We start from the raw sequence: 23,687 nt of genomic DNA on the forward strand, positions 1-23,687 counted from the left end.
CCCGAGGCCGACGACGCCCGCAACGCGCGACGGGCCGTCGTCCGAATGGATCGGATGACGGCCCGTCGGTCGTGTGGTGTCCGACTCAGTCGGGTGCGGTGTCGTAGACCTCGCGGGCGTCGTCGGTGGCCTCGGAGGCCGGCCCGGAGTCGGGCTGGTGGTCGGCCGAACCGTCGGCGTCGCCACCCTCGCCCTCGGCCAGCGGTGCGTCGAGTTCGGTCGAGGGCTCCGGGGTCTCGACGGCCTCCTCGGTCGCCTGCTCCTCGTCGGGAGCCGCGTCCTCCGAGCCGGTGCCGTCGACGGTCTGACTCGACCCGTCCGAGCCCGGTCCTGCGGTCGTCTGGTCGGAGCTCACGAGCTCTGCGGTGTCGATGTCGGCACCCTCCCAGGCTTCCTGGTCCGCTCCGGCCGCACCGGTCGCGAGGTCGTCGCCTGAATGCTGGTCCTGCTGATCCGTCATGATGCACTCCTCTCCGCGGAACGCGTCGCGCTCCGTGTCCTCGGACTCTACGACGTGATCCTCCACGGTCTCCCGGGGTTGACAGCCGCCGACGGGCGTCCGGGCCGGTCGCGATAGCGTGGGGACATGAGCCTCCCCGTCACGGACACGCGCGTCACCTATCCCACCGGAGCCCTCGTCTCGACGGGCACGGTGCTGCACGTCGAACCCGTCGGCGATCACCTCGCCGTCGTGCTCGATGAGACGGCCTGCCACCCGGTCGACGCCGCGTGGCCCGACCAGCCCGCCGACTCGGCGACCATCACCTTCGGTGAGGGCACCAGCGCCGTGGAGGTCGCCGTGACCGACTGCGTCGTCGCCGCGAGCGACGGGACCCGGCTGTACCTCGGCGCCGACATCCCTGTGAAGAAGGGCACCGAGGGGTGGGCCTTCCTCGTCGCCCACCTGGTCTCCATCGAAACGGCCCGGAGCGCCGTCGAGGGCGCGACGGCCCGCATCGAGGTGGACGCGTCCACCCGACACGCGCTCTCCGCCGGGCACACCGGGTGCCACCTCGCATCACTCGCCTTGAACGCCGCGCTCGCCGACGCCTGGCGCAAGGAGGTCGTCCCCGATGCCCTCGGAGCCCCGGATTTCGACGCGCTCGCCTGCGAGTCGTCGCGGATCGCCCCCAACGCGTCGACCGACCGTTACCGCATCGGGAAGTCGCTCCGACGGAAGGGGTTCGACCCGGCCGCCCTCGACGACCTCGACGCACTCGGGTCACGCATCCGGAACACCCTCGACGGCTGGCTGGACAGCGGCGCCGCCGTCCGGATCGATCGCGAGGGCGAGCTGCTCACCGATCGGCGCAGCTGGCACTGCGAGCTGCCGGGCGGCCCTGCGGTCATCGCCTGCGGCGGCACACACGTGGCGTCGTTGAGCGAATTCTCGAGCATCGCGGTGTGGCTGGAACGCGAAGAGGTCGACGGCGCCGTGGTGCTGTCGATGATCAGCACGGTCGTCCCGGCCGGCTGACCGGCGGCTCGACGGCTGACCGGCGGCTAGGCGGCGATGCCCGTGGAGGCCGCACCGCCGACGCCGGCGAGCAGGCCACCGATGACGAACACCCAGAGCAGCACGAGTGCCGCCCAGACGAGCAGGAACAGCCCGTTGAGCACGACGCCCGTGATGGCCATCGCCCGACCGGCGGGCTCACGGCGGAGCCCCATGAGGCCGAGGACGAATCCGACGACCGGGAGCACGAAGGTGAACCCGAAGAACAGCGACACCAGGCCGATGACCATGCTGGAGATGCTGAGGCCCTTCGGCGGCGACGCCGGGTACGGGTAGGGCGCAGGGTACACGGGCGCGTACGGCTGCATGCCGTACTGCGGCGGGTAGGGCGCCTGCTGGGCGTACGGCTGCACCCCGTACTGCTGCGGCTGGAGCTGATCTTGCGGGTACTGCTGCGGCTGGAGCTGCTGTTGCGGGTACTGCTGCGGCGGAACCGACTGCTGCGAGTGTGCCTGCTGCGGCGCAAGGGGCTGCGGCTTGGATCCGTCCGGTGTGCTCATGCCCGTCAGCCTATCGACGAGCAGCCACTCGGTGCCCGAATCCGCGCCCCGACGGCAGCCTCCAGCTCTCTGGGAGCTCACGCTCAAGGGCGGTGAAGGGCCCGGAAAGCGACTACCGTATTCGTGCGGTCCTTGCAGGGAACCCGGAACACGGACCGCGCCACACCCAGAAGGAGCACCGTGCAGAACGACGCGATCGCCGAGGAACAGGACCATCTCGATCGGCTGCACGACGTCATCCGGTCGCAGTCGGACCTCGAGGAACGGCGCTCCGAGCTCGCCCTCCGCGCCTTCGACGGCGACGACGACTCGAGCTTCTCGGAACGCGACGCCCTGGTCGCCCACCACCGCCAGCGGATGGTCGAGCTGCGTTCGTCCAGCTACGGACTCCTCTTCGGCCTCCTCGAACGCGAGACCGACGAACGGCACCACATCGGCCGCATCGGGCTCCGCGACCCGGAGAGCGGCGACCAGCTCCTGTTGGACTGGCGCGCACCGGCCTCGCGCCCGTTCTACACGGCGACGCCACTCCGCCCCGAAGGCCTCCGCCTGCGCCGCCGCATCGGCACGGCCGGTCGCCGCGTCACCGAGGTGCACGACGAGGTGCTCGACACGACCATGCTCAGCGACGACGAGCCGAGCGGCATCGGCGAGTCCGGTGCGCTGCTGGCGGCCCTCGGTCGCGCTCGTACCAAGCACATGGCGGACATCGTCGACACCATCCAGGCCGAACAGGATGCGATCATCCGGGCGCCCCTCCCCGGCACGCTCCTCGTCCAGGGCGGTCCGGGCACCGGCAAGACCGCCGTCGCCCTCCACCGTGCCGCCTATCTGCTCTACGAGCACCGCGAGCGACTCATGCGCAGCGTCGTGCTCATCGTCGGGCCGAACTCGACGTTCCTCGACTACATCAGCCGTGTGCTGCCGTCACTCGGCGAGACCGCCGTCGTCCTCGTCACTCCGGCGACCCTCGTGCCGGGCCTCGACGCGCACGCCGAGGACTCGCTCGAGGCCGCCGAGCTCAAGGGCCGGCTGCGTATGGCCGACGTCGTCGCCCGGGCCGTCCGCGAGCGTCAGGTGCCGCTCGACCAGCCGGTCACCATCCGCATCGCCGGCGACGGCCCGCTCCGCGTCACGCCGGGCGTCCTCCGCCGAATCAAGGCCGGGATCGAGCGATCGGGCACCCCGCACAACGAGGCCAAGCTGCGGTTCGACCGCGCCGTGCTGACGCACCTCATCGGGCTCGAAGCGAAGCGCGACGGCTTCGAACCCCGCACGGGTGAGGACGCCGACGAGCGGCGACAGGAGCTGAGCGAGGAGCCCGAGGTCGAAGAACTGCTCGACACGATGTGGCCGATCCTCGAGCCGGCCGAGATCATCGACCGCCTCTTCACCGATCCCGAGCTGCTGGCTCGCGTCGCTCCCGACCACACCGAGGAGGAGCGTCGCCTGCTGCTCCGTCAACCCGCCGCCGGAACGGACGGCGCGGGTGAGGTCGACTGGGCCGCGCGGCTCACGCCCGGCGACATCGCCCTCGTCGACGAGGCCGCCGAGCTCATCGGCGAGGATCAGCGCCCCGAGCTGGAACGGCAGCGCCGCGCCGCCTACGAACGCCGTCACGACGTCGAGTACGCGCGCAGTGTGCTCGAGATGATCGGTGACATCAGCATCGACGACGAGGCCCAGGACGACGACTACCTCCGTTCCGCCCAGGACCTCGCCGACCGCCAGACCGTGGAGGACGACCGCAGCCCCGCCGAACGCGCCGCGAGCGACCGCACCTGGGTCTACGGGCACGTCATCATCGACGAGGCGCAGGAACTCACCCCCATGCTGCTGCGCGCCGTCCTGCGACGCGGTCCCAACCGCTCGATGACGCTCGTCGGCGACATCAACCAGCAGAGCACCTCCGCCACCCGATCCAGCTGGCAGCAGCTGCTCGGCCCGCAACTCCCGCGCTGGACGGAGGAGCTGCTCACCGTCAACTACCGGACGCCCGAGCAGATCATGGCGCTCGCCGATCCCGTCCGGCTCGAACTCGACCCGGACTCCCCGGCGCCCGTCTCGATCCGACGCGGCGAGGAGGAGCCCGTGCAGCTCACGGTCGAACCCGCCGCGCTGGCCCCGACGGCGGTCCGCGCCGCCGTCGACGCGATCACCGCACACGCCGGCATCGCGGGCGTCATCGCTCCCCGCTCGCTCCTGGCGGAGATCGACGCCCTCCTCGCCGAGACCGGAGCCGATCGCGCCCGGGTGTGGACCGGCACCGCGCGCGAGAGCAAGGGCCTCGAGTTCGACAGCGTCGTCCTCGTGCAGCCCGACGCGCTGGGCGGGACGGGCCACGCGGCCCTGTCACTCCGGTACGTCGCACTCACCCGCGCAACCCAACGGCTCACGGTCATCGACTCGTCGAGCTGACCGTCGGCAACCGGCGACGCACCGTCGTCCGGACCCCTCCAGAGCACCAGGCGACGGGAAGGACCGTAGGCTTGGGCTCTGCCAACAGAATGTGAGGCTGGGATGAAGGTCATCAGCTACAACCTCCGCAAGAACAAGGCCAGCGGCGAGCTCGTCGCACTCACCGAAGAGTTCGGCCCGGACGTCCTCGCGTTGCAGGAGGCCGACACCCTGCAGCTGCCCGCCGAACTCGGCGGCCTGCACCTCGCCGACAGCACCCACCGCAACCGGCTCGGCCTCGCGATCTACTACCGCCGCGACCGGTTCACCGCCGAGTCGACGCAGACGTTCGCGCTGAAGAAGTCGCTGCACGACATGGTGCTCGCGCCGGCGCACGAGCGGCTCATCGGCACCCGCCTCACCGACGTCGAGGCCGGGCGCGAACTCATCGTCGCCTCGTTCCACGCGGCCCCGCTCACCGCGCTCAACTCACTGCGTCGGCACCAGATCAAGGCCGCGCACGAGCAGCTGCACGCGATGGGCGACGTCCCGACCCTCATGGTCGGTGACTACAACTACCCGCTCTTCCAGAAGGGCCTCGGCACCAAGATGCAGGAGAGCGGCTACGATCTGAGCCTCAGCGACCGCAGCACCTACACGCGCTACAAGATGTTCCGTGGACACTTCGACTTCGCGACGTCCGTGGGCCTGAAGATCGACCGGGTGCAGACGCTCCGCCGCGGTATCTCGGACCACCTGCCGATCCTCGTGGACGCCACCTACGGTGCGGCCGTGCCGGTCGACGACGACGCTCCGGAGTCCGCCGCCCGCTGACCCGGTCGCCTGCCTCTGCGCGCGCCCGGTCCGGTTCGCAATTCAGGATGCGCTCGGCGCGGCGCCTGTCCGCCGCGGCGTGCCGCGCGGGACACGCCGCGCTCGTCCTGAGTTGTGAACTCGGAAGCGACGTCAGATGAGGCCGCGGAGGAACTCCTGGACACTCGTCCCGGCCTCGCGGGCGCGGCGGACCAGGCGCTCGTGCTCGTCAGTCGTGAGGTCGAGGGTGAGCTGGTGCCACGTCGGCTCGACGTCGAGTGAGAACAGCGCGCCGTCGTCCTCCGCGTCGAACACGGGGGCGGTGCGTTCCTCCTGGACCTCGAGCTCGGCGAAGAGCTCCGGCTCGGTCGTCTCGGGAGCGTCTTCAGCGTCGGCATCAGCCTCGGGGGTGGACAGGGTCTCCGCAGCTCCGGCGCCGGTCCAGCCTGGTCCCTCCGGGACCGGCGTCTTGCGCTGGAACGCCTCGGCGGCCGTGCGGGCACGGATGTCGGCGGCCTCGTTGAGTCGGTGACCGACGTGCCCCTTCACCCACTCGAACCGGTAGCGCCTCCCGGCGATGGCGGCGTCGATCTCCTGCATGAGTTCGAGGTTCATGACGGGCTTGCCGTCGCCCTTCTTCCAGCCCTTCTTCTTCCAGCCCGGCATCCACTTCGTGATGGAGTCGATGACGTACTTGCTGTCGCAGAGGATGTGGAGGTCCTCGTCGAGGTGCTCCGTGGCGCGGAACAGTTCGAGGACGGCGCGAAGCTCGCCCATGTTGTTCGTGCCGTGCGGCCATCCCCCGGCTGCCCAGCAATCGTCGTCGACATACCAGGCCCAGCCGGCGGGTCCGGGGTTGCCGAGGGCGGAGCCGTCTGCGGCAGCGGTGATCGTCATGAGCGCCTTTCGATGAGTGCCCTCCATCGTATCGACGCACCACCGACGCCCCGACGCCGGCCTCGCGGTGCCGGAGTCGCGCCGGCCGGCGTCAGGCGGGCGCGAAGACGCTGAGCGTGACGGCGACCGTGACCGTCGTGTAGCCGGGTAGGTCGGCGATCGCCTGCTCGAACACGTCGTCGTCGAGGTGGTGGGCGCTCGGCCCCATGCGGACCTCGTCGCGCACCTCCTCCGGCATGAGTTCGACGGCGTAGTCGAGCGTGTCGCGGGAACGGAGCGTGAAGCCGTCGAGCTGCGCGTCGAGGCGGGCGTCCTTGCGCTCGGCGATCCCGATCATGCCGAGTCGGTCGCGCAGCTCGGCCAGGTGACCGGGTTGCGGTGTCACGACGGTGAGCAGTCCGTCCGGGCGCAACACCCGACGCATCTCGGGACCGTTCCGCGGGCCGAAGATGCTCAACAGATGGTCGACCGACGCCGCCTGCAGCGGGAACGGCGCCCAGGCGTCAGCGGTCGCCGCTGCAGCCCGGCCGTGTGCGCGCGCGGCGCGACGTGCTGCGAGCGGCGACAGGTCGAACCCGAAGCCGCGCCAGGCGGGCCGGGCGTCGAGGATCCGGCCCAGGTAATAGCCGGTCCCCCCGGCGATGTCGACGACGAGGGGCGACCCGCTGTCGTCGACCGTGCCGTCCGGGTGCAGGCGCGCCTGCGGCAGCGTCTCGGCGACGTGGTCGGCGATCGGTTCGTAGTGCTCGGCTTCGAGGAAGGCCGCCCGGGCCGCGACCATCTCCTGGGTGTCGCCCGTCTTCGGGGTCCGGCCACCGACGACGAGCGACGCATACCCCTGGCGGGCGATGTCGAAGCTGTGGCCGGCCGGGCAGCGGAGCACGCGATCTCCGAGGGTCAGCGCCGCCGAGCAGATGGTGCAGGCGAGATCCGGGGCGACGAGCGTGAGCCGGTCGTGCTGCGGGACCTCCGCGAGCGCCGGCACGTCGACGAACCGCTCCGATTCCAGCTGCGGCGATCGCTGTCGTCGCATCGTTTCCGGTTGTCGCACGTCACCCACACGGTGAGTCTAGGCGCGCCGGGCACCCCCGTGCGACGCCGCGTCCCTCAGTCGTCCAGCGCGGAACGCAACCGCTCCGCCTCGTCGCGGGTGGCCTCGCCCGCGCGCTGTGTCCGGTCCGCCTCGCGCTGTCGGCGGGCCAGCTCCCGGGTGGCGTCCGCAAGCTCCGCGTCCAGCTCGTCCAATCGACGGGCCAGGTCCTCTCGCTCACGGAGGAGCTCCGAGCGACGCACCGCGGACTCGTCGAGCAGCGCGGTGGCCTGCTCGCTCTCGCGATCCGCGGACTCCTCGGCACGCTCGGCCGCCTCGAGCCGCGTGCGCAGTCGGCGACGACGGTCATCGGCGTCGGCGGATGCGCCCGTTCCGGCGGTGTCGTCGCCGCTCGGGCCGCCGTCCGACCGTGCGGTGGACGCGTCCTCGTCTGAGGCTCCGGCCCCGCCGACCACACCGCCCCACCCCGCTCCACTCGACGTCGGGGCGTCGGTCAGTCGACCGGACGACACCTGCGCGGCGAGGTCGGCGTCGGCACTCGCCGCTTGCAGACTCTGGCGGACGGTCTCGATCACCGCTCCGGAGAGGGACGCCCCCTCCGCTGCTGCGGCTTCGACGGTGGCGGTGACGAGCGTCGCGATCAGCGAGCGACGTTCGGTGCCGAGCGTGCGGAGCGCTGTGGCGTCGCCGGAGCGTTGGGCGTCGCCGAGCGCGGAGCCGAGTTGTTCCAGTTCGCTGAGCAGGTCCGGGCGATGCGCCGTCAACACGTTGAGCGCCCAGGCGGCGACCGACGGTTTGCGGAGGGCGAGGATCGCGGTCGCCAGCTCGTCGTCCCCGTCGTCGCGCGCTGCGACGGCCAGGCGTCTGCGCTCCATCACGAAGCCGCTGAGCGGGACGCGCAGTAGCTCGACGGCGGCAGACGCCAGGCCCGTCGGGGCCGGCGTCCCGGTGTCGCGGTCGTCGGGCACGGTGCCGCTCCCTCGCATCATTTCACGTCAGGCTAGCGCCCTCTTGCGCCAGAACGGCGTCCGACTGTCGCCTTTTCGGGGGTCGATACCGACAATGTGGACATGGATGCCAGACCTTACCCCGACACGGCGGAGCCGCCTGAAACAGCGGCCTGCGCCGATTTGAAGTCACTCCTCAGGACCGTGGACTTCCCGATCTCACGCCGCGAACTGCAGTCGATCGCCGTCCGTTCCGGACTCGACCGCGGGACCCTCGCCGCGCTCAACACGCTCACCGAAGAGCACTACGCCGGCTCGTTCGGCGTCCTCCGCGAACTCCGCCACCACGGCGAGCTCCGTCGCTCCGCCTGACCGCCCCGTCCGACACCTGGTGGACTCCCCAGCGCGGTGCGCTGACGTGAGCGCGGGTCACAGACCCGGGCGCGGGTCTCCGGAGGGGCGCGCTCACGCGTGCTGGTCGCGGTGACGTCAGCGCACCGCGCTGGCGATCCGGCCGGGCATGGTCGACTTTCGGTGTGCGATGTCCCGGCTGCTCACGTTCGGGCTCCTAAACTGGCTCGATGGGGAATCGCACATGGTCTGCAGCTGTCGGAATCGTCATCGCGCTCGGAGTCGCACTCACCGCCTGCGCGCCGAGTGCCCCAGCACCCACCGGTACGCCGGTCGGTTCCCCGACCAAGTCGGCCGCACCGGAACCGGCCGCCACTCCTGCTGAGGACGTCGTCGCCATCGTCGTCGGCCCGCTGGCACTCGAACTCGTCGACACGACCGGGACGCCACTGGAGAGCTTCGCCTATGACGACCCGTCGGTGGAGGCGCGCGCCAGGCTCACGAACCTGTTCGGACAGGAACCCGTCGTCGAGGACAACTCGCCGGGCAAGATCCCGAACACCAGCTACCAGTGGACAGGTATCGGCATCTTCGACCGACAGGGCGACGGCGGCGAGTTCAGTCCTGACTGGTCGATCACCGTGACGGCGTCGGCTCTCGGCGAGGTCGATTTCCGGTCCATCGACGGGACGATGGTCGGGGCCTCGGTCAGTATCGTCCGTGAGCGCTATCCGGAGCACCCCGACCAGGTCGATGCGAACGGCGGACGTCACTTCAGCATCTCGGTGGCGGAGACACCGGTCGGTACTGACGACCAGGGCAACGAGCACACGTACTCCGTCTTCATTTCTGCACAGGATACCGACAGCCCCATCGAGAGCATCGGCGCACCGTACACGAACTTCGGCGACTGAGCTCACCGCCACCTGGTGGATTCCCCAGCGCGGTGCGCTGACATGAGCGCGGGTCACAGACCCGGGCGCGGGTCTCCGGAGGGGCGCACTCACGCCTACGGGGCGCGGTGACGTCAGCGCACCGCGCTGGCGATTCCGACAGACATCGTGCAACGCAGAAACCCCCGCCGAGGCGAGGGTTTCGAGCTGAAATCCAGTGCGGAGACGGCGGGATTTGAACCCGCGGTCCCCGTGAGGGGACTCCACCTTAGCAGGGTGGTGCACTAGGCCGAACTATGCGACGTCTCCATGTGCGCTCGCAAGCGGACGCACGACGACCAGCATAACCGGAGATGGGCGTGGTGACGAATCCCCGGGTTAGAGACGCCCTTCGACACGCTCAGGGAACGAGGCCAGGACGCCTACTGGTCGTCGAGGGTGCGGCCGCGGGAGCAGGTGCGCTGGTCGGCGGTCTGGCCCGTCACCGTCGACGGAAGGACCACCGCACCCCCGGCGGACGTGTCGGACGCATCGGCAGGCGGAGCCGTCGCGGCAGGATCGCCACCTGCATCCGCACCTTCGGCGGGATCGACCGCGGTCGGGTCGGTCGGATTCGTCACCGCACCGGCGCCGGTCGCGCCCGACAGCTGGATGGGCTGGTCGTTACCGAGGGCCTCGAAGAGCGCGGCGGCCGCGTCGTCGATCGGTTCGACCCCGCCCTCGACGGCCGCGTTCGGGTACTGCACGAACGCGATGTTCGACAGGTCGACGTCGCGCAGCGTCATGGCGATCGCGATCATCGTGTCCAGGCTCGTCAGGCTGTCGGACAGCTGCATGTTCTGCGCCGCCGCCTTGGCCAGGGAATAGAGGGTCCCAGGGTTGGTCAGCGTCTCGGCACTCTTGACCTGCTGCATCATCGCCGACAGGAACACCTGCTGGTTGCTGATGCGACTGAGGTCGCTGCCGTCCCCGACACCGTGCCTGGTGCGGAGGAACTGCAGCGCCTCGTAGCCCTCGAGCGTGTGTTCGCCGGCCGACAGGAAGGTGTTCGTGTACTCGTCCTCGATCGGGTCGGCGACGCACACCGTCACCCCGCCGAGTGCGGTCGACATCGCCATGACGCCGCTGAACTGCACCTCTGCGGCGAACGGGATCTCGAGACCGGTGAGCTGCGACACCGTCAGCGCCGTGCACGCGAGCCCGCCGTAGCTCAAGGAGGTGTTGATCTTCTGCCGGCTCATCGAGTCGAACGAGCCGCCGGCCGGGTCGGGGCAGGACGGGATGGGGACGAACATGTCGCGCGGGAAGCTGACGACCGTCGCGTTGCTGTGGTCCTCCGAGATGTGCACGAGCATCGTGACGTCGTTGAGGTTGCCGGTCTCCTCCTCGGCGTCGCCGAAGACGGGGTCCTGGCCGGCGCGGGAGTCGCTGCCGACGATGAGGAGATTGACGCCGCCCGGATACGCTCCGATCGCCGGCAGGTCGGTGACCGCCTCACCCTGCGAGTCGACGAGCGCGACACCGGGCTTCACCGAGGCGGCGACGTCCCAGAGGGCGATCCCCGCGACGATGCCACCGCTGACCAGCGCGACGGCCAGGGTCGAAGCGATGATCTTCAGGCCGGTCCGCACGGCGCTCGGTCGCTGCAACCGCCCGTGACGGGCGATGGTGCTGAGCTTGCGGGAACGTCCCTCACGACCGGTTGCGCCACGGCCCGTGCGGTTCCGCGCGGGCTCGACGGCGTCAGACGTGATCGGGGGCATCGGAACAGTAAAGCAGGTCCGGCTGTGAACGAGGGTGCGCGACCGGGTTTCCGCGACGCATCAGTCCCAGCGCACCACCGGGGTTCCCGAGGTGAAGTCCACCTGCGGCGAGCCGAGCGAGGGACCGAACAGGATGTCGCAACCGCCGGTCGCTCCGTTCTGCGTGCAGCTCGTCGAGGACGCCTTGACGCTCCCGATGTAGTCGCCATAGACCTGGAGCGGGTTGACGAACGTCTCGCGGGGTTCGAGGTTGGCGAGGTTGGCCTGCGCGTCCGCACTCAGCGTGCGCGTGATGGTGCCGTCCGCGACCGCCGTGCCGTCCGACAGTGTGGCCGGGATGTCGAGACCGCACCCTGCGGTGAGGCTGGTCGAGGCGATGCAGGCGTTCACCGCTTCCGTCACGGCGTCGCGGAACTGCTTGACGCCTGCCTCGTTGAGCTCGACCTTCACGTCCGAGAGGAGGTCGTAGGAGTCACCGGCGGCGACGAGGTCGTCTGCTCCGGAGATCGAGAACGATTCCTCGAGTGTCTTGGGGAGCGCGAGTTGGTAGGCGCCGGGGAACACCGTCCAGGAGTCGCCCTTCGCCTCCTGTCCGTTGACCGTTACGGTGACGCCGTCGAGCATCGACGGGTACAGGCTGACCGTTCCCCCCGAGAGGATGGAGTAGCCACCTTTGTACGCCTTGTAGACGGAGAACTCCTGGGTCACGGGGGTGGAACCGACCGAGAACGTCGCCGTGACCGTGGTGGTGGAACTGGATTCCTTCGCGGAGGTCAGCTTGACCTTGCTGATCTTGCCGAGCTTCGCGGACGCTTTCAGGACGTCGTCGGTGAGCAGCGTCTTGTCGCTGATCGACTCGTCGAGGTAGCTCAGTGCCTGCTTGGCGTCGCCGTCCTGCAGGGCGGTGAAGTAGTCGGTGACGATGCTCTTCGGGTCACCCTGCGCCCCGCGGATCGCGGAGCTGATGCCGATACCGGCGGCCGTGACCACGATGATCACGAGGACGACCGCCCCCGCGATGATGCCGATGAGTCCGCCGCGGGACAACTTGCGCCGCTTGGCGGGACCGGCGACTCCGGGGGCGTAGGGGGACGGTGCACCGGCGTAGGGGTTCTGGGACGCACCGTACGGATTCTGCGGAGCGCCCGCCGGGCTCTGGGACGCGCCGTACGGGCCCTGCGGGACACTGACGGGATACTGGGACGCACCGTACGGATACTGCTGAGTCCCCGCACCGTTCTGCGGTGCATCGGCACGCGGCGTGGATCCGTCGGTCGACGGGTGCTGTGGGACGGGGCCCTGAGGCGGCGGCACCTGCCCGCTCGTCTCCTGGGAGTTCTCAGGCTGGTCGGAGGGCTCGGTCATCGCTGGTTCTGCTTTCGAATCGTCTGCCGACACGAGTCGACGAGTACGCACTCGAGCCGCTCCATGTCTGCATATCAGTCGATGAATATCATACCGATGAACGGTGCAGCGCAGGCCCACCCAGCCATTCCGAATACGTGCGGAGGGCGTGGGATTCGAACCCACGAGACATTTCTGCCCACCAGTTTTCAAGACTGGCTCCATCGGCCGCTCGGACAGCCCTCCTGATGGTCGATCGCCCGCCATGACGCAGCTGACGACCAGGATCGAGTGTATCGGATGGGGCCAGCGGCGAAGCGGCCCCATCCGATCACGCGGTGGCTACTGGTCTTCCTCCGGACGACCGGCCGTGCAGGTGTTCTGCGCGGCGTTCTGGCCGGTGATCGTGTCGGGCAGGGCGACGGGGCCGGCGGCGGACGGGTCCGCGGGCGCAGCCGGGTCCGCCGTGGCAGCGGGATCCGCCGCCGCGTCGGTCGTCGCCGGGTCTGGCGTGACCGGTGCGTTCGGGTCGGTCACGACGTACTTGCCGGTGGCGGACAGCGCGACGGCCTGATCACTCTGCAGCGCCGTCCACAGGACGTCGGCATCGGACGTCGCCGCGACCCCGCCCTCGACCGTGGCCGTCGGCGTCTGGACGAACGCGACGCGGTCGAGCGGGATGTCCTTGAGCGCTGCGGCGATCGACACCATCGTGTCGATGTTGTTCAGGCTGCTCGACAGGGTCACGTTCTTCAGCGCCGCACGGGCGATCGAGTAGAGCTTGATCGGGTCGGAGAGCGTGTCGCTGCTCTTCAGCGTGCGGACGAGCGAGGAGAGGAACACCTGCTGGTTCGAGATGCGCGAGAGGTCGCTGCCGTCGCCGACGCCGTGACGCGAGCGGAGGAAGGCGAGCGCGGACGCACCCGAGAGGTCGTGGGTACCGACGTCGAGGTTGATGCCGCTCCAGGCGTCGTTCAGCGGCTCGGTGATGCAAACGGGAACGCCGCCGACCGCGTTGGACATCGAGATGACACCGTCGAAGCCGATCTGCGCGGCGAACGGGATGGAGAGCCCGGTGATGCCTTCGACCGTGGAGACCGCGCAGGCGAGCCCGCCGTCGGCCCCGCCGTACATGAGGGCGGTGTTCATCTTGTCGCGACCGTTGCCGCCGTCGGCGCAGTCGCCGATCTGCACGTACATGTCACGCGGGAAGCTGACCACGGTCGCGCTCGAGTGGTCTGCCGAGATGTGCATGAGGATCGTGACGTCGTTGAGGTTCTCCTCGCGATCGCCGTACGCCGCATTGCCGTCGCCCGAGTCGCTGCCGACGAGGAGCAGGTTGACGCCGCCCTCGATCGCGCCGATGTTGGGCGGCGGTGCACCCGGCGTCTCGTTGTCGAGGTGGGCGACGGGCTTCACGCTGTTGGCGAGGTCGAGTGCGGCCACACCGGCGACCGCGATACCACTCACGCCGACGACGGCGGCCGTCGCGGCGACGATCTTCGCGACGGTGACGAACGGGTTCGACTTGCGGAGTCTGCCGTGACGGACGGCGGCGCGCGGTTTGGACGCGTCGGCGTTGCGGGTCATGGATCTCGCTCTCGTCTCAGGAACAGGGGTTGCCGGAACCCTGGAGACCGGGCTGCGGCGAGTCGTCCGGCGGACACCTGCAGCAGGCTCGCACCGACGCCCCGTGCCCACCGGAAACGGCGTGACGACACGGAGCTTTGGACGATGCTAACCCGAAATGCTCCTCAGGAGCTGAGAGAGACCGTCGTCGGTGACCGTCCCGGTGACCTCCGACGCGACCGCGAGGACCTCCTCGGGTGCCTGGCCCATGGCGACACCACGTCCTCCCGCTGCCGCCCAGCCGAGCATGTCGACGTCGTTGCGGCCGTCGCCGACGGCGACCATCTGCGAGCGCTCGAGCCCCAGCCACTCCCGGACACGCTCCAGCGCGGTCGCCTTGTTGACGCCCTTCGGCGCGATGTCGAGCCACGCCGTCCACCCGATCGCGTAGCTCACCTGGCTGAGCCCGATCTCGTCGACGATGCGGAGGAACTCCTCCTCGTCGTGGCTCGGGGACACGACGACGACGCGCGTCACCGGGCTCGTCACGAGTTCCTCGAACGGCACCTCGATCGCGTTCTCGAGGTTCCAGTCCTCCATACCGACCGTGTACTTGCGGAAGCCGTCGGGGTACTCGACCATGTAGCTGCCCTCGGAGAGGTGCGGCTGGATGAGCCCGAGGACCTCGGTCGGGTCGAAGGTCTCCGTGAAGAAGCGCTCGTAGGAGTCGGGCTTCGACTCGTCGCGCTTCATGATGAGCGCACCGTTCGCGCAGACGACGTACTGCGGCGTCAGCTCGAGCTCCTCGAGCACCGGGCGCGTGCTCTCCCAGCTGCGACCGGTGGCGAGCGTCACGATGTGGCCGAGGGAGACCACGCGACGCACCTCGTCGGCGACCGACAGGCTGAGCGAACCGTCCTCGTGCAGCACGGTGCCGTCGATGTCGAGGGCGATGAGCAGCGGGGTGGCGGTGGTGGTCACCTCGTCCGTCATCGGATCGGCCTCGCGACCTCGATGCCGCCCAGGTACGGACGCAGCACCTCGGGGATGACGACGCTGCCGTCCTCCTGCTGGTGCGTCTCGAGGATCGCGACGATCCAGCGAGTGGTCGCGAGCGTTCCGTTGAGCGTCGCGACCGGCGTGGTCTTGCCCGACTCCGTGCGGTACCGGGTGTCGAGGCGACGCGCCTGGTAGGTGGTGCAGTTCGAGGTGCTGGTGAGTTCGCGGTACGCGTCCTGCGTCGGCACCCAGGCCTCGACGTCGAACTTGCGTGCCGCGCTCGACCCGAGGTCGCCGGCGGCCGTGTCGATGACCCGGTAGCTGAGGCCGAGCGACTGCAGCATCGCCTCCTGGTACGACAGCAGGCGCTCGTGCTCGGCGGCGGCGTCCTCCGGCTTGGTGTAGACGAACATCTCGAGCTTGTTGAACTGGTGCACCCGGATGATGCCGCGGGTGTCGCGCCCGTAGGATCCGGCCTCCTTGCGGTAGCAGGTCGACCAGCCGGCGTAGCGGAGCGCGCCCTGCTCGAGGTCGAGGATCTCGTCGGAGTGGTACCCGGCGAGCGCCACCTCGCTCGTGCCGGTGAGGAAGAGGTCTTCGCCGGCGATCTGGTAGACCTCGTCGGCGTGTTCTCCGAGGAAGCCGGTGCCCTTCATGATCTCGGGGCGCACGAGCGTCGGGGTGATGAGCGGGACGAAGCCGGCCTCGATCGCGCGGTCGAGCGCGAGGTTCATGAGGGCGATCTCGAGGCGGGCGCCGATGCCGCGGAGGAAGTAGAAGCGCGAGCCGCTGACCTTGGTGCCGCGCTGCATGTCGATGGCGCCGAGGAGTTCGCCGAGCTCGAGGTGGTCGCGGGGGGCGAAATCGAAAGACGGGCGTTCGCCGACCTCGCGGAGCGTGATGAAGTCGGCCTCGCCGCCGGCGGGTACGCCCTCGAGGACAGGGTTCTGGATGCGGCCGGCGACGTCGGCGAAGTAGGCCTCGGCCTCCGTCGCGACCTGCTGGGCCTCCTTGACGCGGGCGGCGAGCTGCTGCGCCTGGGCGACGAGGGCGGCCTTCTCCTCCTTGGGGGCCTTGGCGACCTGCTTGCCGAACGCGTTCTGCTCGGCACGGAGTTCCTCGAACCCGGTGATCGCGGCGCGGCGTGCGGTGTCGGCGTCGATCGCCTGGTCGACGAGGTCGACGGAGGACCCTCGCTTCTGCTGCGACGCTCGGAGGACTTCTGGCTGTTCGCGGAGGAGTACGGGATCGATCACCCGGCAAGTCTAGCGATCGAGGTCGGTGACGAGGCCCCGGGACAGTACCGTTGGGCCATGCCGACTCCCGCGCACGCCGCGCTCGTGTACAACCCGGTGAAGGTCGACGCCACCAGGCTGCGGAGCGCGTTGGAGGCGCGGTCGCAGGAGGCGGGATGGGCGGCTCCGCACCTGTATGAGACGAGTGTCGACGACCCCGGTGTCGGTCAGGCGCGGCGCGCGGTCCTCGACGGCGCCCGGGTGGTGCTCGTGGCCGGCGGCGACGGGACCGTGCGGGCCGTCGCCGAGGGGCTGCGCGGGAGCGGTGTGCCGCTGACCCTCATCCCCTCGGGGACCGGCAACCTGCTCGCGAGGAACCTGAAGCTGCCGCTCGGCGACCAGGTGGCCGCGATCGGGACGGCGTTCACCGGCGACACGCGCGCGATCGACATCGGCGTCGCCATGATCACCCGTGCCGACGGGTCGGAGGAGGAGCACGCGTTCGTGGTGATGGCCGGCATGGGCATCGACGCGATGATGATCGCCACCGCGAACCCCGACCTCAAGAAGTCGCTCGGCTGGCTCGCCTATGTCGAGTCCGGTCTCCGCTCGATCGCCACGGCCGCGCCGTTCCGCATCCACTACCAGTTGCGCGGGCACCGTCAGCATGCGGCGACCGTGAGTTCGGTGCTCGTCGGGAACTGCGGCACGTTGCAGGGCGGCGTGCAGCTCATGCCGGACGCCGAGCTCGACGACGGCTTCCTCGACGTCGCGGTGCTGCAGCCGAAGGGTGCCTTCGGCTGGCTGCTCGTGTGGCGGAAGGTGACGTGGGAGAACCGGGTCCTGCGGCGGACGGCCGTCGGGCGGCGGATGATCCGGTTCACCGAGGGCCGAGGTGGGAACACCGTGACGAACCTGCGTGCTGAGGCGTTGACCGTGCGGGTCGACGAGGCGCAGGACCTCGAGCTCGACGGCGACGCGTTCGGTATGGCGACGATGGTCGCGTTCGACGCGCACCGCGGCGGGCTGCTCGTCAAGCTCCCGTAGTCACCACGTGTCTCCGTCCCGACTCGCTTCGGGCGGGGTGTCAGCGCGGTGCGCTGGCGGTCCAACGGTGACCGGAACACCTGGATGTCTGGCGGGCCAGACAGCCACAGCCCGGTCACTCTCGCCGTGTGGCCCCCGGAGGAGTGGACTGATCGCATGACCGACATGCCGACCACCACCCGGACCATCCGTGCCGCCCGCGGCACCACCCTCACCGCCAAGAGCTGGCAGACCGAGGGCCCGCTCCGGATGCTCATGAACAACCTCGACCCCGAGGTCGCCGAGCACCCCGAGGACCTCGTCGTCTACGGCGGCACCGGGAAGGCCGCGCGGAACTGGGAGGCGTACGACGCGATCGTCCGCACGCTCGAAGGGCTGGAGGCCGACGAGACCCTGCTCGTGCAGTCCGGCAAGCCCGTCGGCGTCTTCCGCACGCACGAGTGGGCGCCCCGCGTGCTCATCGCGAACTCCAACCTCGTCGGCGACTGGGCGACGTGGCCCGAGTTCCGCAAGCTCGAGGCCGAAGGTCTCACCATGTACGGGCAGATGACCGCCGGCTCGTGGATTTACATCGGCACGCAGGGCATCCTCCAGGGCACCTACGAGACCTTCGCCGCCATCGCCGACAAGCGGTTCGGCGGCACCCTCGCCGGGACGCTGACCCTCACCGGCGGCGCGGGCGGCATGGGCGGGGCACAGCCGCTCGCCGTGACGCTCAACGAAGGCGTCGTGCTCATCGTCGACGTCGACCCGAGCCGCCTGGAGCGTCGCGTCGAACACCGCTACCTCGACGAGATGACGGACGACCTCGACGACGCCGTCGCACGCGTGCTCGCCGCCAAGGCCGAACGGCGCCCGCTGTCGGTCGGTCTCGTCGGCAACGCCGCGACCGTCTTCCCCGAACTGCTGCGGCGCGGTGTCGCCATCGACATCGTCACCGACCAGACGAGCGCTCACGACCCGCTCGCCTACCTGCCCGAGGACACGGCGCTCGCCGACTGGCAGACCGAGGCGGCGGCCGACCCGGTCGACTTCACGCGCCGCTCGCGACTCGCCATGGCGAAGCAGGTGCAGGCGATGGTCGACTTCCAGGACGCCGGCGCCGAGGTCTTCGACTACGGCAACTCCATCCGCGCCGAGGCGAAACTCGGCGGTTGCGAGCGCGCCTTCGACTTCCCCGGCTTCGTGCCCGCCTACATCCGGCCGCTCTTCGCCGAGGGCAAGGGCCCGTTCCGGTGGGCGGCCCTCTCCGGCGACCCGGCGGACATCGCCGCGACCGACCGCGCCATCCTCGAACTGTTCCCCGAGGACGAGAAGCTGCGCCGTTGGATCACCTCGGCCGGCGAGAAGATCGCCTTCGAGGGGCTGCCAGCCCGCATCTGCTGGCTCGGCTACCAGGAGCGCCACCTGGCCGGCCTGAAGTTCAACGAGATGGTCGCCTCGGGTGAGCTGAGCGCACCCGTGGTCATCGGCCGCGACCACCTCGACTCCGGTTCCGTCGCCTCGCCGTACCGCGAGACGGAGGCCATGGCCGACGGCTCCGACGCGATCGCCGACTGGCCGCTGCTCAACGCCCTGCTCAACACGGCGTCCGGCGCGACCTGGGTGTCGATCCACCACGGCGGCGGGGTCGGCATCGGCCGGTCCATCCACGCCGGTCAGGTGATCGTCGCCGACGGGACGCCGCTCGCCGCCGAGAAGATCGCGCGCGTGCTCGTCAACGACCCGGGCACCGGCGTCATGCGTCACGTCGACGCCGGCTACGAGCGGGCGGCCGAGGTCGCCCGCGAACGCGGCCTGCGGGTGCCGATGTGGGAGGGCGAGTGACCGACGGCCTGATCGCCCACGGCCGGCTCGCCGGGCTCGACGAGATCACCGGCGTCGGGGTCGATCCGGCACGCGGCGGGTACTCCCGGCATGTCTGGACGCCGGCAGCGTTCGAGCTGCGCGAGTGGTTCACCGCTCGCGCCGCCCGACTCGGTCTCGACGTCGAGACGGACCGGAACGGCAACCTGTGGGCGTGGTGGGGCGCGCCTGGGCCCGACGCGGTCGTCACCGGCAGCCACCTCGACTCCGTCCCGGGCGGCGGCGCGTTCGACGGGCCGCTCGGCGTCGTCTCAGCGCTGGACGCCGTCGCGCGTCTGCAGGCCACCGGGTTCCAGCCGTCGCGTCCCGTCGCCGTCGTGGTGTTCGCCGAGGAGGAGGGGTCCCGGTTCGGCGTCGCCTGCCTCGGATCCCGGCTCCTGTCCGGGGCGATCACCGCGGACGCCGCCCGAGCGCTGACGGACGCCGACGGAGTCACCGTCGCGGAGGCCGCAGCCGCTGCCGGGCTCGCTCCCGAGCACCTCGGCCGTGACGACGAGGCGCTCGGCCGCATCGGACTCTTCATCGAGTTGCACGTGGAACAGGGTCGCGGCCTCATCGACCTCGGCTCGCCCACCGCCGTCGCCTCGTCGATCCTCGCCCACGGCCGCTGGCGCCTCCGGGTGAGCGGTCAGGGGAACCACGCCGGCGCGACCGGCATGCGCGAGCGCCGTGATCCCGTGGTCGCCGCAGCACGCGCCGTCCTCGCGATCGAGCAGGCCGCCCTCGCGACCGACGACGCCCGCGCCACCGTCGGTCGCCTGCGCATCGTGCCGGGCGGCACCAACGTCATCGCCTCCGAGGTCGACGCCTGGGTGGACGCCCGCGCGGCCACCGACGCCGGCACGCGCGCCCTCGTCGCGGACATCGAGGGCCGGGTGCAGGAGGCCGTCGTCGACTCCGGCTGCGTGGTGGAGCTGATCGAGGAGTCCTGGTCGGGCGTCGTCGAGTTCGACCCAGAACTCGCCGCACGGCTCGCCGGCACCCTCGGCGGGGTCCCGCTGCTGCCGACGGGCGCAGGCCACGACGCCGGCGTCCTGAGCGGCGCGGTGCCGACCGCAATGGTCTTCGTCCGGAACCCGACCGGTGTCTCGCACTCGCCGGAGGAGTTCGCCGAGACGGCCGACTGCGTCGCCGGCGTCGAAGCGCTCGAAGCCCTGCTCCGGAGCGTCCTGTGACGGTCGCGAGCGTCGACCCCGGCGCGGCGGACGTGCGGGCTCCCATCTGGGCCGCGACGGCGATCATCGACGGTCGCCCGACCGGCCGCGTGCGCTTCACGTCCGACGACTCCGGACGGATCGCGACCGTCGAGCGCGGCGTCGAGCCGGAGGCGGGCGACCGCCGCCTCGGAACGGTCGTCCCGGGCATGGGGAACGCCCACTCCCACGCGTTCCACCGTCTGCTCCGCGGACGCACCCACGCCGACGGCGGTGACTTCTGGCAGTGGCGCGAGGCGATGTACGCGGCGGCCGCGAGCCTCGACCCGGACCACTACGGCCGGGTCGCACGTGCCGTGTTCGGCGAGATGCTCGTCTGCGGCTGGACGGCCGTCGGCGAGTTCCACTACGTGCATCACCAGGCCGACGGCACCCCGTACCCGACCGCCCACGCGATGGAACTGGCGGTCGCCGAAGCCGCCGCCGACGTCGGCATCCGGCTCACCCTCCTCGACACGGCCTACCTCGCAAGCGGCCTCGGGCCCGCCGGGGGCCCTGCCGCACCGCTGCTCACCGAACAGCTCGCGTTCGGCGACGGCGACGCGGCCGACTGGCTCGCCCGCTGGCATCGACTACGCGACGCACTGTCCGGCTCCGTCGGTACCGCCGGACTCGTCACGCTCGGTGCCGCGCTGCACTCGGTGCGTGCCGTGCCCGTCGACGCCATGCGCACGATACTCGCCGGCCTGACCGACGACGTCCCGCTGCACGTCCACCTGTCGGAGCAACCGCAGGAGAACGTCGACACGCTCGCGAAGACGGGCAGGACGCCGACGGGCGTGCTCGCCGCGCTCGGAGCGCTCGCCCCGCGCATCAGCCTCGTCCACGCGACGCACCTGACCGACGCTGACGTCACGGCGATCGGACGGTCCGGCGCGACCGTCGTCATGTGCCCGACGACCGAAGCCGACCTCGGCGACGGCATCGGACCGGCCCGCCGCCTCGCGGACGCGGGGGCCCGGATCGCCGTCGGCTCCGACCAGAACGCGGTGGTCGACCCGCTGCTCGAACTGCGTGGTCTCGAAGCCGGGGAACGGCTCGCCTCCGGCAGACGCGGCCGGTTCTCGCCCGCCGAGCTCCTCCAGGCGGGCACCGACCACGGCTACCGTTCGCTCGGACTCGGGCGGCACGCGCTGGATCCGGGTGATCCGCTCGACCTCGTCGAGGTGTCGACGTCGAGCCTCCGCACCACCGGCATGGACCCGGCGCAACTCGCCCTCGTCGCGACCGCGTCCGACGTCGAGCGTGTCGTCGTCGGCGGGCGGCTCGTGGCGGAGCGAGGTCGGCTGCTTGCGACATCACGGGAGTCGACGCCGGAACAGCTCCTCGCGGTGGCGCTGACAGAGCTGGCAGCATCGACGGAGACGCCCCGGGCGGCCGCCTCGCACCCGACACCCGATCACCCCTCGCAGGAGAGGCAGCCATGACCAGCGAACTCATCACCGGCATCGCCGAGCTCACGACCAACGCGGGCTCCGGGCCGGGCGACGTCGACGGCAACCGGATCACCGCTGCGGCGGTCGTCATCGAAGACGGCCGGATCGCTTGGCTCGGCGCAGCGGCCGACGCACCCGACGCCGACACGCGGACCGACGTGGGCGGACGCGCCGTGCTCCCGGGTTGGGTCGACACGCACACGCATCTCGTGTTCGCGGGCGACCGCTCGGCGGAGTTCGAGGCGCGCATGGCCGGCGGCCGGTACGCGGCGGGCGGGATCGCGACGACCGTGGCCGCCACTCGGGCCGCATCGGAGGAGCAGCTCGTCGCGGGTGCGCAGCGGTTGCGAGCGGAGGCGCTCGCGCAGGGGACGACCTTCCTCGAGGCGAAGACGGGCTACGCGCTCGACGTGGAGGGCGAGGCGCGATCCGCTCGGGCGGCGGCCGAGGTCGCCGACGTCGTCACCTTCCTCGGGGCCCATCTCGTGCCGGCCGGCGTCGACCGCCGCGACTACCTCGACCTCGTGACCGGACCGATGCTCGCGGCGGTGGCCCCGTTCGCGTCGTACATCGACGCGTTCTGCGAGGTCGGGGCCTTCGACGTCGAGGAGTCGCGTGAGGTGCTGCTCGCCGGTCGCGCTGCGGGCCTGGGCGTCCGGGTGCACGGGAACCAGCTCGGCGAGAGCGGCGGGGTGCGCCTCGCGGTCGAGCTGGAGGCTGCGAGCGTCGACCACTGCAACCACCTGTCGGACGTCGACGTCGACCTCCTGGCCGGTTCGTCGACGGTCGCGACCCTGCTCCCGGCCTGCGACCTGTCGACGCGCGAGCCGTTCCCGCCGGCGCGCGCGCTCATCGACGCCGGTGCTTCGATCGCGCTCGCGACCAACTGCAACCCGGGCACCTCGTACACGACGTCGATGGCGTACTGCGTGGCGACAGCCGTGCTGCAGATGCGACTGACGATCGCCGAGGCGGTGTGGGCGGCGACGCGGGGGGCCGCAGTGGCGATCGGTCTCGAGCACGGTACCGAGGCCGTCGGATCGCTTCGCGTGGGTGGTCTTGCGGACCTGCAGGTGCTCGACGCGCCCTCGGTGTCGCACCTCGCCTACCGGCCCGGCGTGCCGTTGACGGTCGGCGTCCGGCACCGCGGCGAGCGTGTCACGGCTGGGACGACGCAGCGGTGAGCGACACGACGGAGGGCCGCGCACTCGTGCTGCTGCCGGCCGACCGGCATCGGAGCTACCGCTGGCGGAACGGGCTGGGGACCGCGACGGAGATCGCCGTCGAGGCCGTCGGGCTCCGGACCGATGGTGGGCTCGACGACGGTGTCGGTGACGCACCGGCCGCTCCGGGGTGGACGCTGAGCATCGCTACGGTCGAGTCGGACGTCGCCTTCTCGTCGTTCCCGGGCGTCGACCGTCAGCTGATGGCGTTGTCGGCGGGCGGACTCGGACTCGTGATCGACGGTGAGCCGGTCGAGTTGGACCGGTGGCGGGTCGCCGCCTTCGACGGGGCCTCAGCGGTGTCGTCGCGGGGCGTGGTCGGGCCGACGCTCGATCTCAACCTGATGGTGTCGCGGGACCGGTTCCGTGGATCGCTCGAGGTCGGCGTCGTCGACGGCTCGAGGCTCGTCACCACGCCCCCGGGTGCCACCACGTTCGTCGTGTTCCTCGATGGGCTGCTGTCGGCGGAGGGGCCAGGTCTGGACCCTCGTGCGCTCCAGCGGCACGACACCCTCCGACTCGAGGCCGGCACCCTGTCCCTGACCGGCGACGCCACGATCGCGCTCGCCCGGATCCTCCCCCGTCGGTGATGGGCGCCAGCGCGGTGCGCTGACGCGAGCGCGCCC

General features: G+C 70.8%; 21 protein-coding genes and 2 tRNA genes. 11 read left to right on the forward strand and 12 right to left on the reverse strand.

Going from position 1 to position 23,687, the window contains the following annotated elements; genetic code table 11:
* Positions 1-85: 85 nt before the first annotated feature.
* Positions 86-460 (reverse strand): hypothetical protein, encoded by a 375-nt coding sequence (locus QRN44_RS01100; RefSeq protein ID WP_175117968.1) that lies wholly within the window; start codon positions 458-460, stop codon positions 86-88.
* Between the two features lie 126 nt (positions 461-586).
* On the opposite strand from QRN44_RS01100, the gene QRN44_RS01105 reads away from it, so the two are divergent.
* Positions 587-1,477 (forward strand): alanyl-tRNA editing protein, encoded by an 891-nt coding sequence (locus tag QRN44_RS01105; RefSeq protein ID WP_285038083.1) that lies wholly within the window; start codon positions 587-589, stop codon positions 1,475-1,477.
* A gap of 26 nt (positions 1,478-1,503) precedes the next feature.
* On the opposite strand, the gene QRN44_RS01110 is transcribed toward QRN44_RS01105, so the two are convergent.
* Positions 1,504-2,016, reverse strand: coding sequence for a DUF4190 domain-containing protein (locus QRN44_RS01110; RefSeq protein WP_285038084.1), 513 nt, complete (start codon positions 2,014-2,016; stop codon positions 1,504-1,506).
* A gap of 180 nt (positions 2,017-2,196) precedes the next feature.
* Between QRN44_RS01110 and QRN44_RS01115 the strand changes: the two genes are divergently transcribed.
* Together QRN44_RS01115 and QRN44_RS01120 are read left to right on the forward strand one after the other, a co-directional pair.
* Complete coding sequence (locus QRN44_RS01115; protein ID WP_121292307.1) at positions 2,197-4,434, forward strand: HelD family protein; 2,238 nt, start codon at positions 2,197-2,199, stop codon at positions 4,432-4,434.
* 102 nt (positions 4,435-4,536) lie between these two features.
* A complete protein-coding gene (locus QRN44_RS01120) occupies positions 4,537-5,247 on the forward strand; it encodes an endonuclease/exonuclease/phosphatase family protein (protein WP_064296862.1) in 711 nt (236 codons plus the stop codon).
* A 132-nt stretch (positions 5,248-5,379) separates the two neighbouring features.
* Here the strand turns inward: QRN44_RS01120 and QRN44_RS01125 are convergent, their stop codons facing one another.
* The 3 genes from QRN44_RS01125 to QRN44_RS01135 form a co-directional block, all read right to left on the reverse strand.
* Positions 5,380-6,123, reverse strand: a complete 744-nt coding sequence (locus tag QRN44_RS01125) for an RNase H family protein (protein WP_064296863.1) — start codon at positions 6,121-6,123, stop codon at positions 5,380-5,382.
* 91 nt (positions 6,124-6,214) lie between these two features.
* Positions 6,215-7,156 carry a putative RNA methyltransferase gene (locus tag QRN44_RS01130; RefSeq protein WP_285038085.1) on the reverse strand — a complete coding sequence of 314 codons (942 nt, stop codon included), beginning with the start codon at positions 7,154-7,156 and terminating at the stop codon, positions 6,215-6,217.
* A gap of 74 nt (positions 7,157-7,230) precedes the next feature.
* Complete coding sequence (locus tag QRN44_RS01135; RefSeq protein WP_285038086.1) at positions 7,231-8,163, reverse strand: hypothetical protein; 933 nt, start codon at positions 8,161-8,163, stop codon at positions 7,231-7,233.
* Between the two features lie 81 nt (positions 8,164-8,244).
* Between QRN44_RS01135 and QRN44_RS01140 the strand changes: the two genes are divergently transcribed.
* Both QRN44_RS01140 and QRN44_RS01145 read left to right on the forward strand, forming a co-directional pair.
* Positions 8,245-8,493 (forward strand): DUF2795 domain-containing protein, encoded by a 249-nt coding sequence (locus QRN44_RS01140; RefSeq protein WP_147427149.1) that lies wholly within the window; start codon positions 8,245-8,247, stop codon positions 8,491-8,493.
* A gap of 209 nt (positions 8,494-8,702) precedes the next feature.
* On the forward strand, positions 8,703-9,386 hold the full coding sequence (locus QRN44_RS01145) for a hypothetical protein (RefSeq protein WP_121292299.1): 684 nt from the start codon (positions 8,703-8,705) through the stop codon (positions 9,384-9,386).
* A gap of 199 nt (positions 9,387-9,585) precedes the next feature.
* On the opposite strand, the gene QRN44_RS01150 is transcribed toward QRN44_RS01145, so the two are convergent.
* From QRN44_RS01150 to serS, 7 genes are all read right to left on the reverse strand, one after another.
* Positions 9,586-9,674, reverse strand: a tRNA-Ser gene (locus QRN44_RS01150).
* Positions 9,675-9,787: 113 nt separating this feature from the next.
* Positions 9,788-11,128 carry an LCP family protein gene (locus QRN44_RS01155; protein WP_285038087.1) on the reverse strand — a complete coding sequence of 447 codons (1,341 nt, stop codon included), beginning with the start codon at positions 11,126-11,128 and terminating at the stop codon, positions 9,788-9,790.
* A gap of 60 nt (positions 11,129-11,188) precedes the next feature.
* Positions 11,189-12,493, reverse strand: coding sequence for a hypothetical protein (locus QRN44_RS01160; protein ID WP_285038088.1), 1,305 nt, complete (start codon positions 12,491-12,493; stop codon positions 11,189-11,191).
* A gap of 140 nt (positions 12,494-12,633) precedes the next feature.
* Positions 12,634-12,718, reverse strand: a tRNA-Ser gene (locus QRN44_RS01165).
* A gap of 96 nt (positions 12,719-12,814) precedes the next feature.
* Positions 12,815-14,062: an LCP family protein gene (locus tag QRN44_RS01170; protein WP_079003513.1), complete on the reverse strand. Its 1,248-nt coding sequence runs from the start codon at positions 14,060-14,062 to the stop codon at positions 12,815-12,817.
* Between the two features lie 147 nt (positions 14,063-14,209).
* Positions 14,210-15,034 (reverse strand): HAD family hydrolase, encoded by an 825-nt coding sequence (locus QRN44_RS01175; RefSeq protein ID WP_079003514.1) that lies wholly within the window; start codon positions 15,032-15,034, stop codon positions 14,210-14,212.
* Positions 15,031-16,296, reverse strand: a complete 1,266-nt coding sequence (gene serS / locus QRN44_RS01180) for a serine--tRNA ligase (protein WP_121292296.1) — start codon at positions 16,294-16,296, stop codon at positions 15,031-15,033. Before serS ends, QRN44_RS01175 begins: the two co-directional genes overlap by 4 nt.
* 57 nt (positions 16,297-16,353) lie before the next feature.
* Here serS and QRN44_RS01185 point away from each other — a divergent pair, with 57 nt between their 5' ends.
* From QRN44_RS01185 to QRN44_RS01210, 6 genes are all read left to right on the forward strand, one after another.
* The gene (locus tag QRN44_RS01185; protein ID WP_064296871.1) at positions 16,354-17,322 is read left to right on the forward strand and encodes a diacylglycerol/lipid kinase family protein; all 969 of its coding nucleotides are present in this window, start codon (positions 16,354-16,356) and stop codon (positions 17,320-17,322) included.
* Between the two features lie 156 nt (positions 17,323-17,478).
* The gene (gene hutU / locus QRN44_RS01190; RefSeq protein WP_121292294.1) at positions 17,479-19,149 is read left to right on the forward strand and encodes a urocanate hydratase; all 1,671 of its coding nucleotides are present in this window, start codon (positions 17,479-17,481) and stop codon (positions 19,147-19,149) included.
* Entirely contained in the window at positions 19,146-20,363 is a 1,218-nt protein-coding gene (locus QRN44_RS01195; RefSeq protein WP_285038089.1) for an allantoate amidohydrolase, read from the forward strand. Before hutU ends, QRN44_RS01195 begins: the two co-directional genes overlap by 4 nt.
* A complete protein-coding gene (locus tag QRN44_RS01200; protein WP_285038090.1) occupies positions 20,360-21,829 on the forward strand; it encodes a formimidoylglutamate deiminase in 1,470 nt (489 codons plus the stop codon). Before QRN44_RS01195 ends, QRN44_RS01200 begins: the two co-directional genes overlap by 4 nt.
* Positions 21,826-23,022 (forward strand): imidazolonepropionase, encoded by a 1,197-nt coding sequence (gene hutI, locus QRN44_RS01205; protein ID WP_285038091.1) that lies wholly within the window; start codon positions 21,826-21,828, stop codon positions 23,020-23,022. Before QRN44_RS01200 ends, hutI begins: the two co-directional genes overlap by 4 nt.
* Positions 23,019-23,651: a HutD/Ves family protein gene (locus tag QRN44_RS01210; protein WP_175117982.1), complete on the forward strand. Its 633-nt coding sequence runs from the start codon at positions 23,019-23,021 to the stop codon at positions 23,649-23,651. Before hutI ends, QRN44_RS01210 begins: the two co-directional genes overlap by 4 nt.
* Positions 23,652-23,687: the final 36 nt, after the last annotated feature.

This window comes from Plantibacter sp. lyk4-40-MEA-4, assembly GCF_030209415.1.
In the GTDB taxonomy this organism is placed as follows: Bacteria; Actinomycetota; Actinomycetes; order Actinomycetales; family Microbacteriaceae; genus Plantibacter; species Plantibacter flavus_A.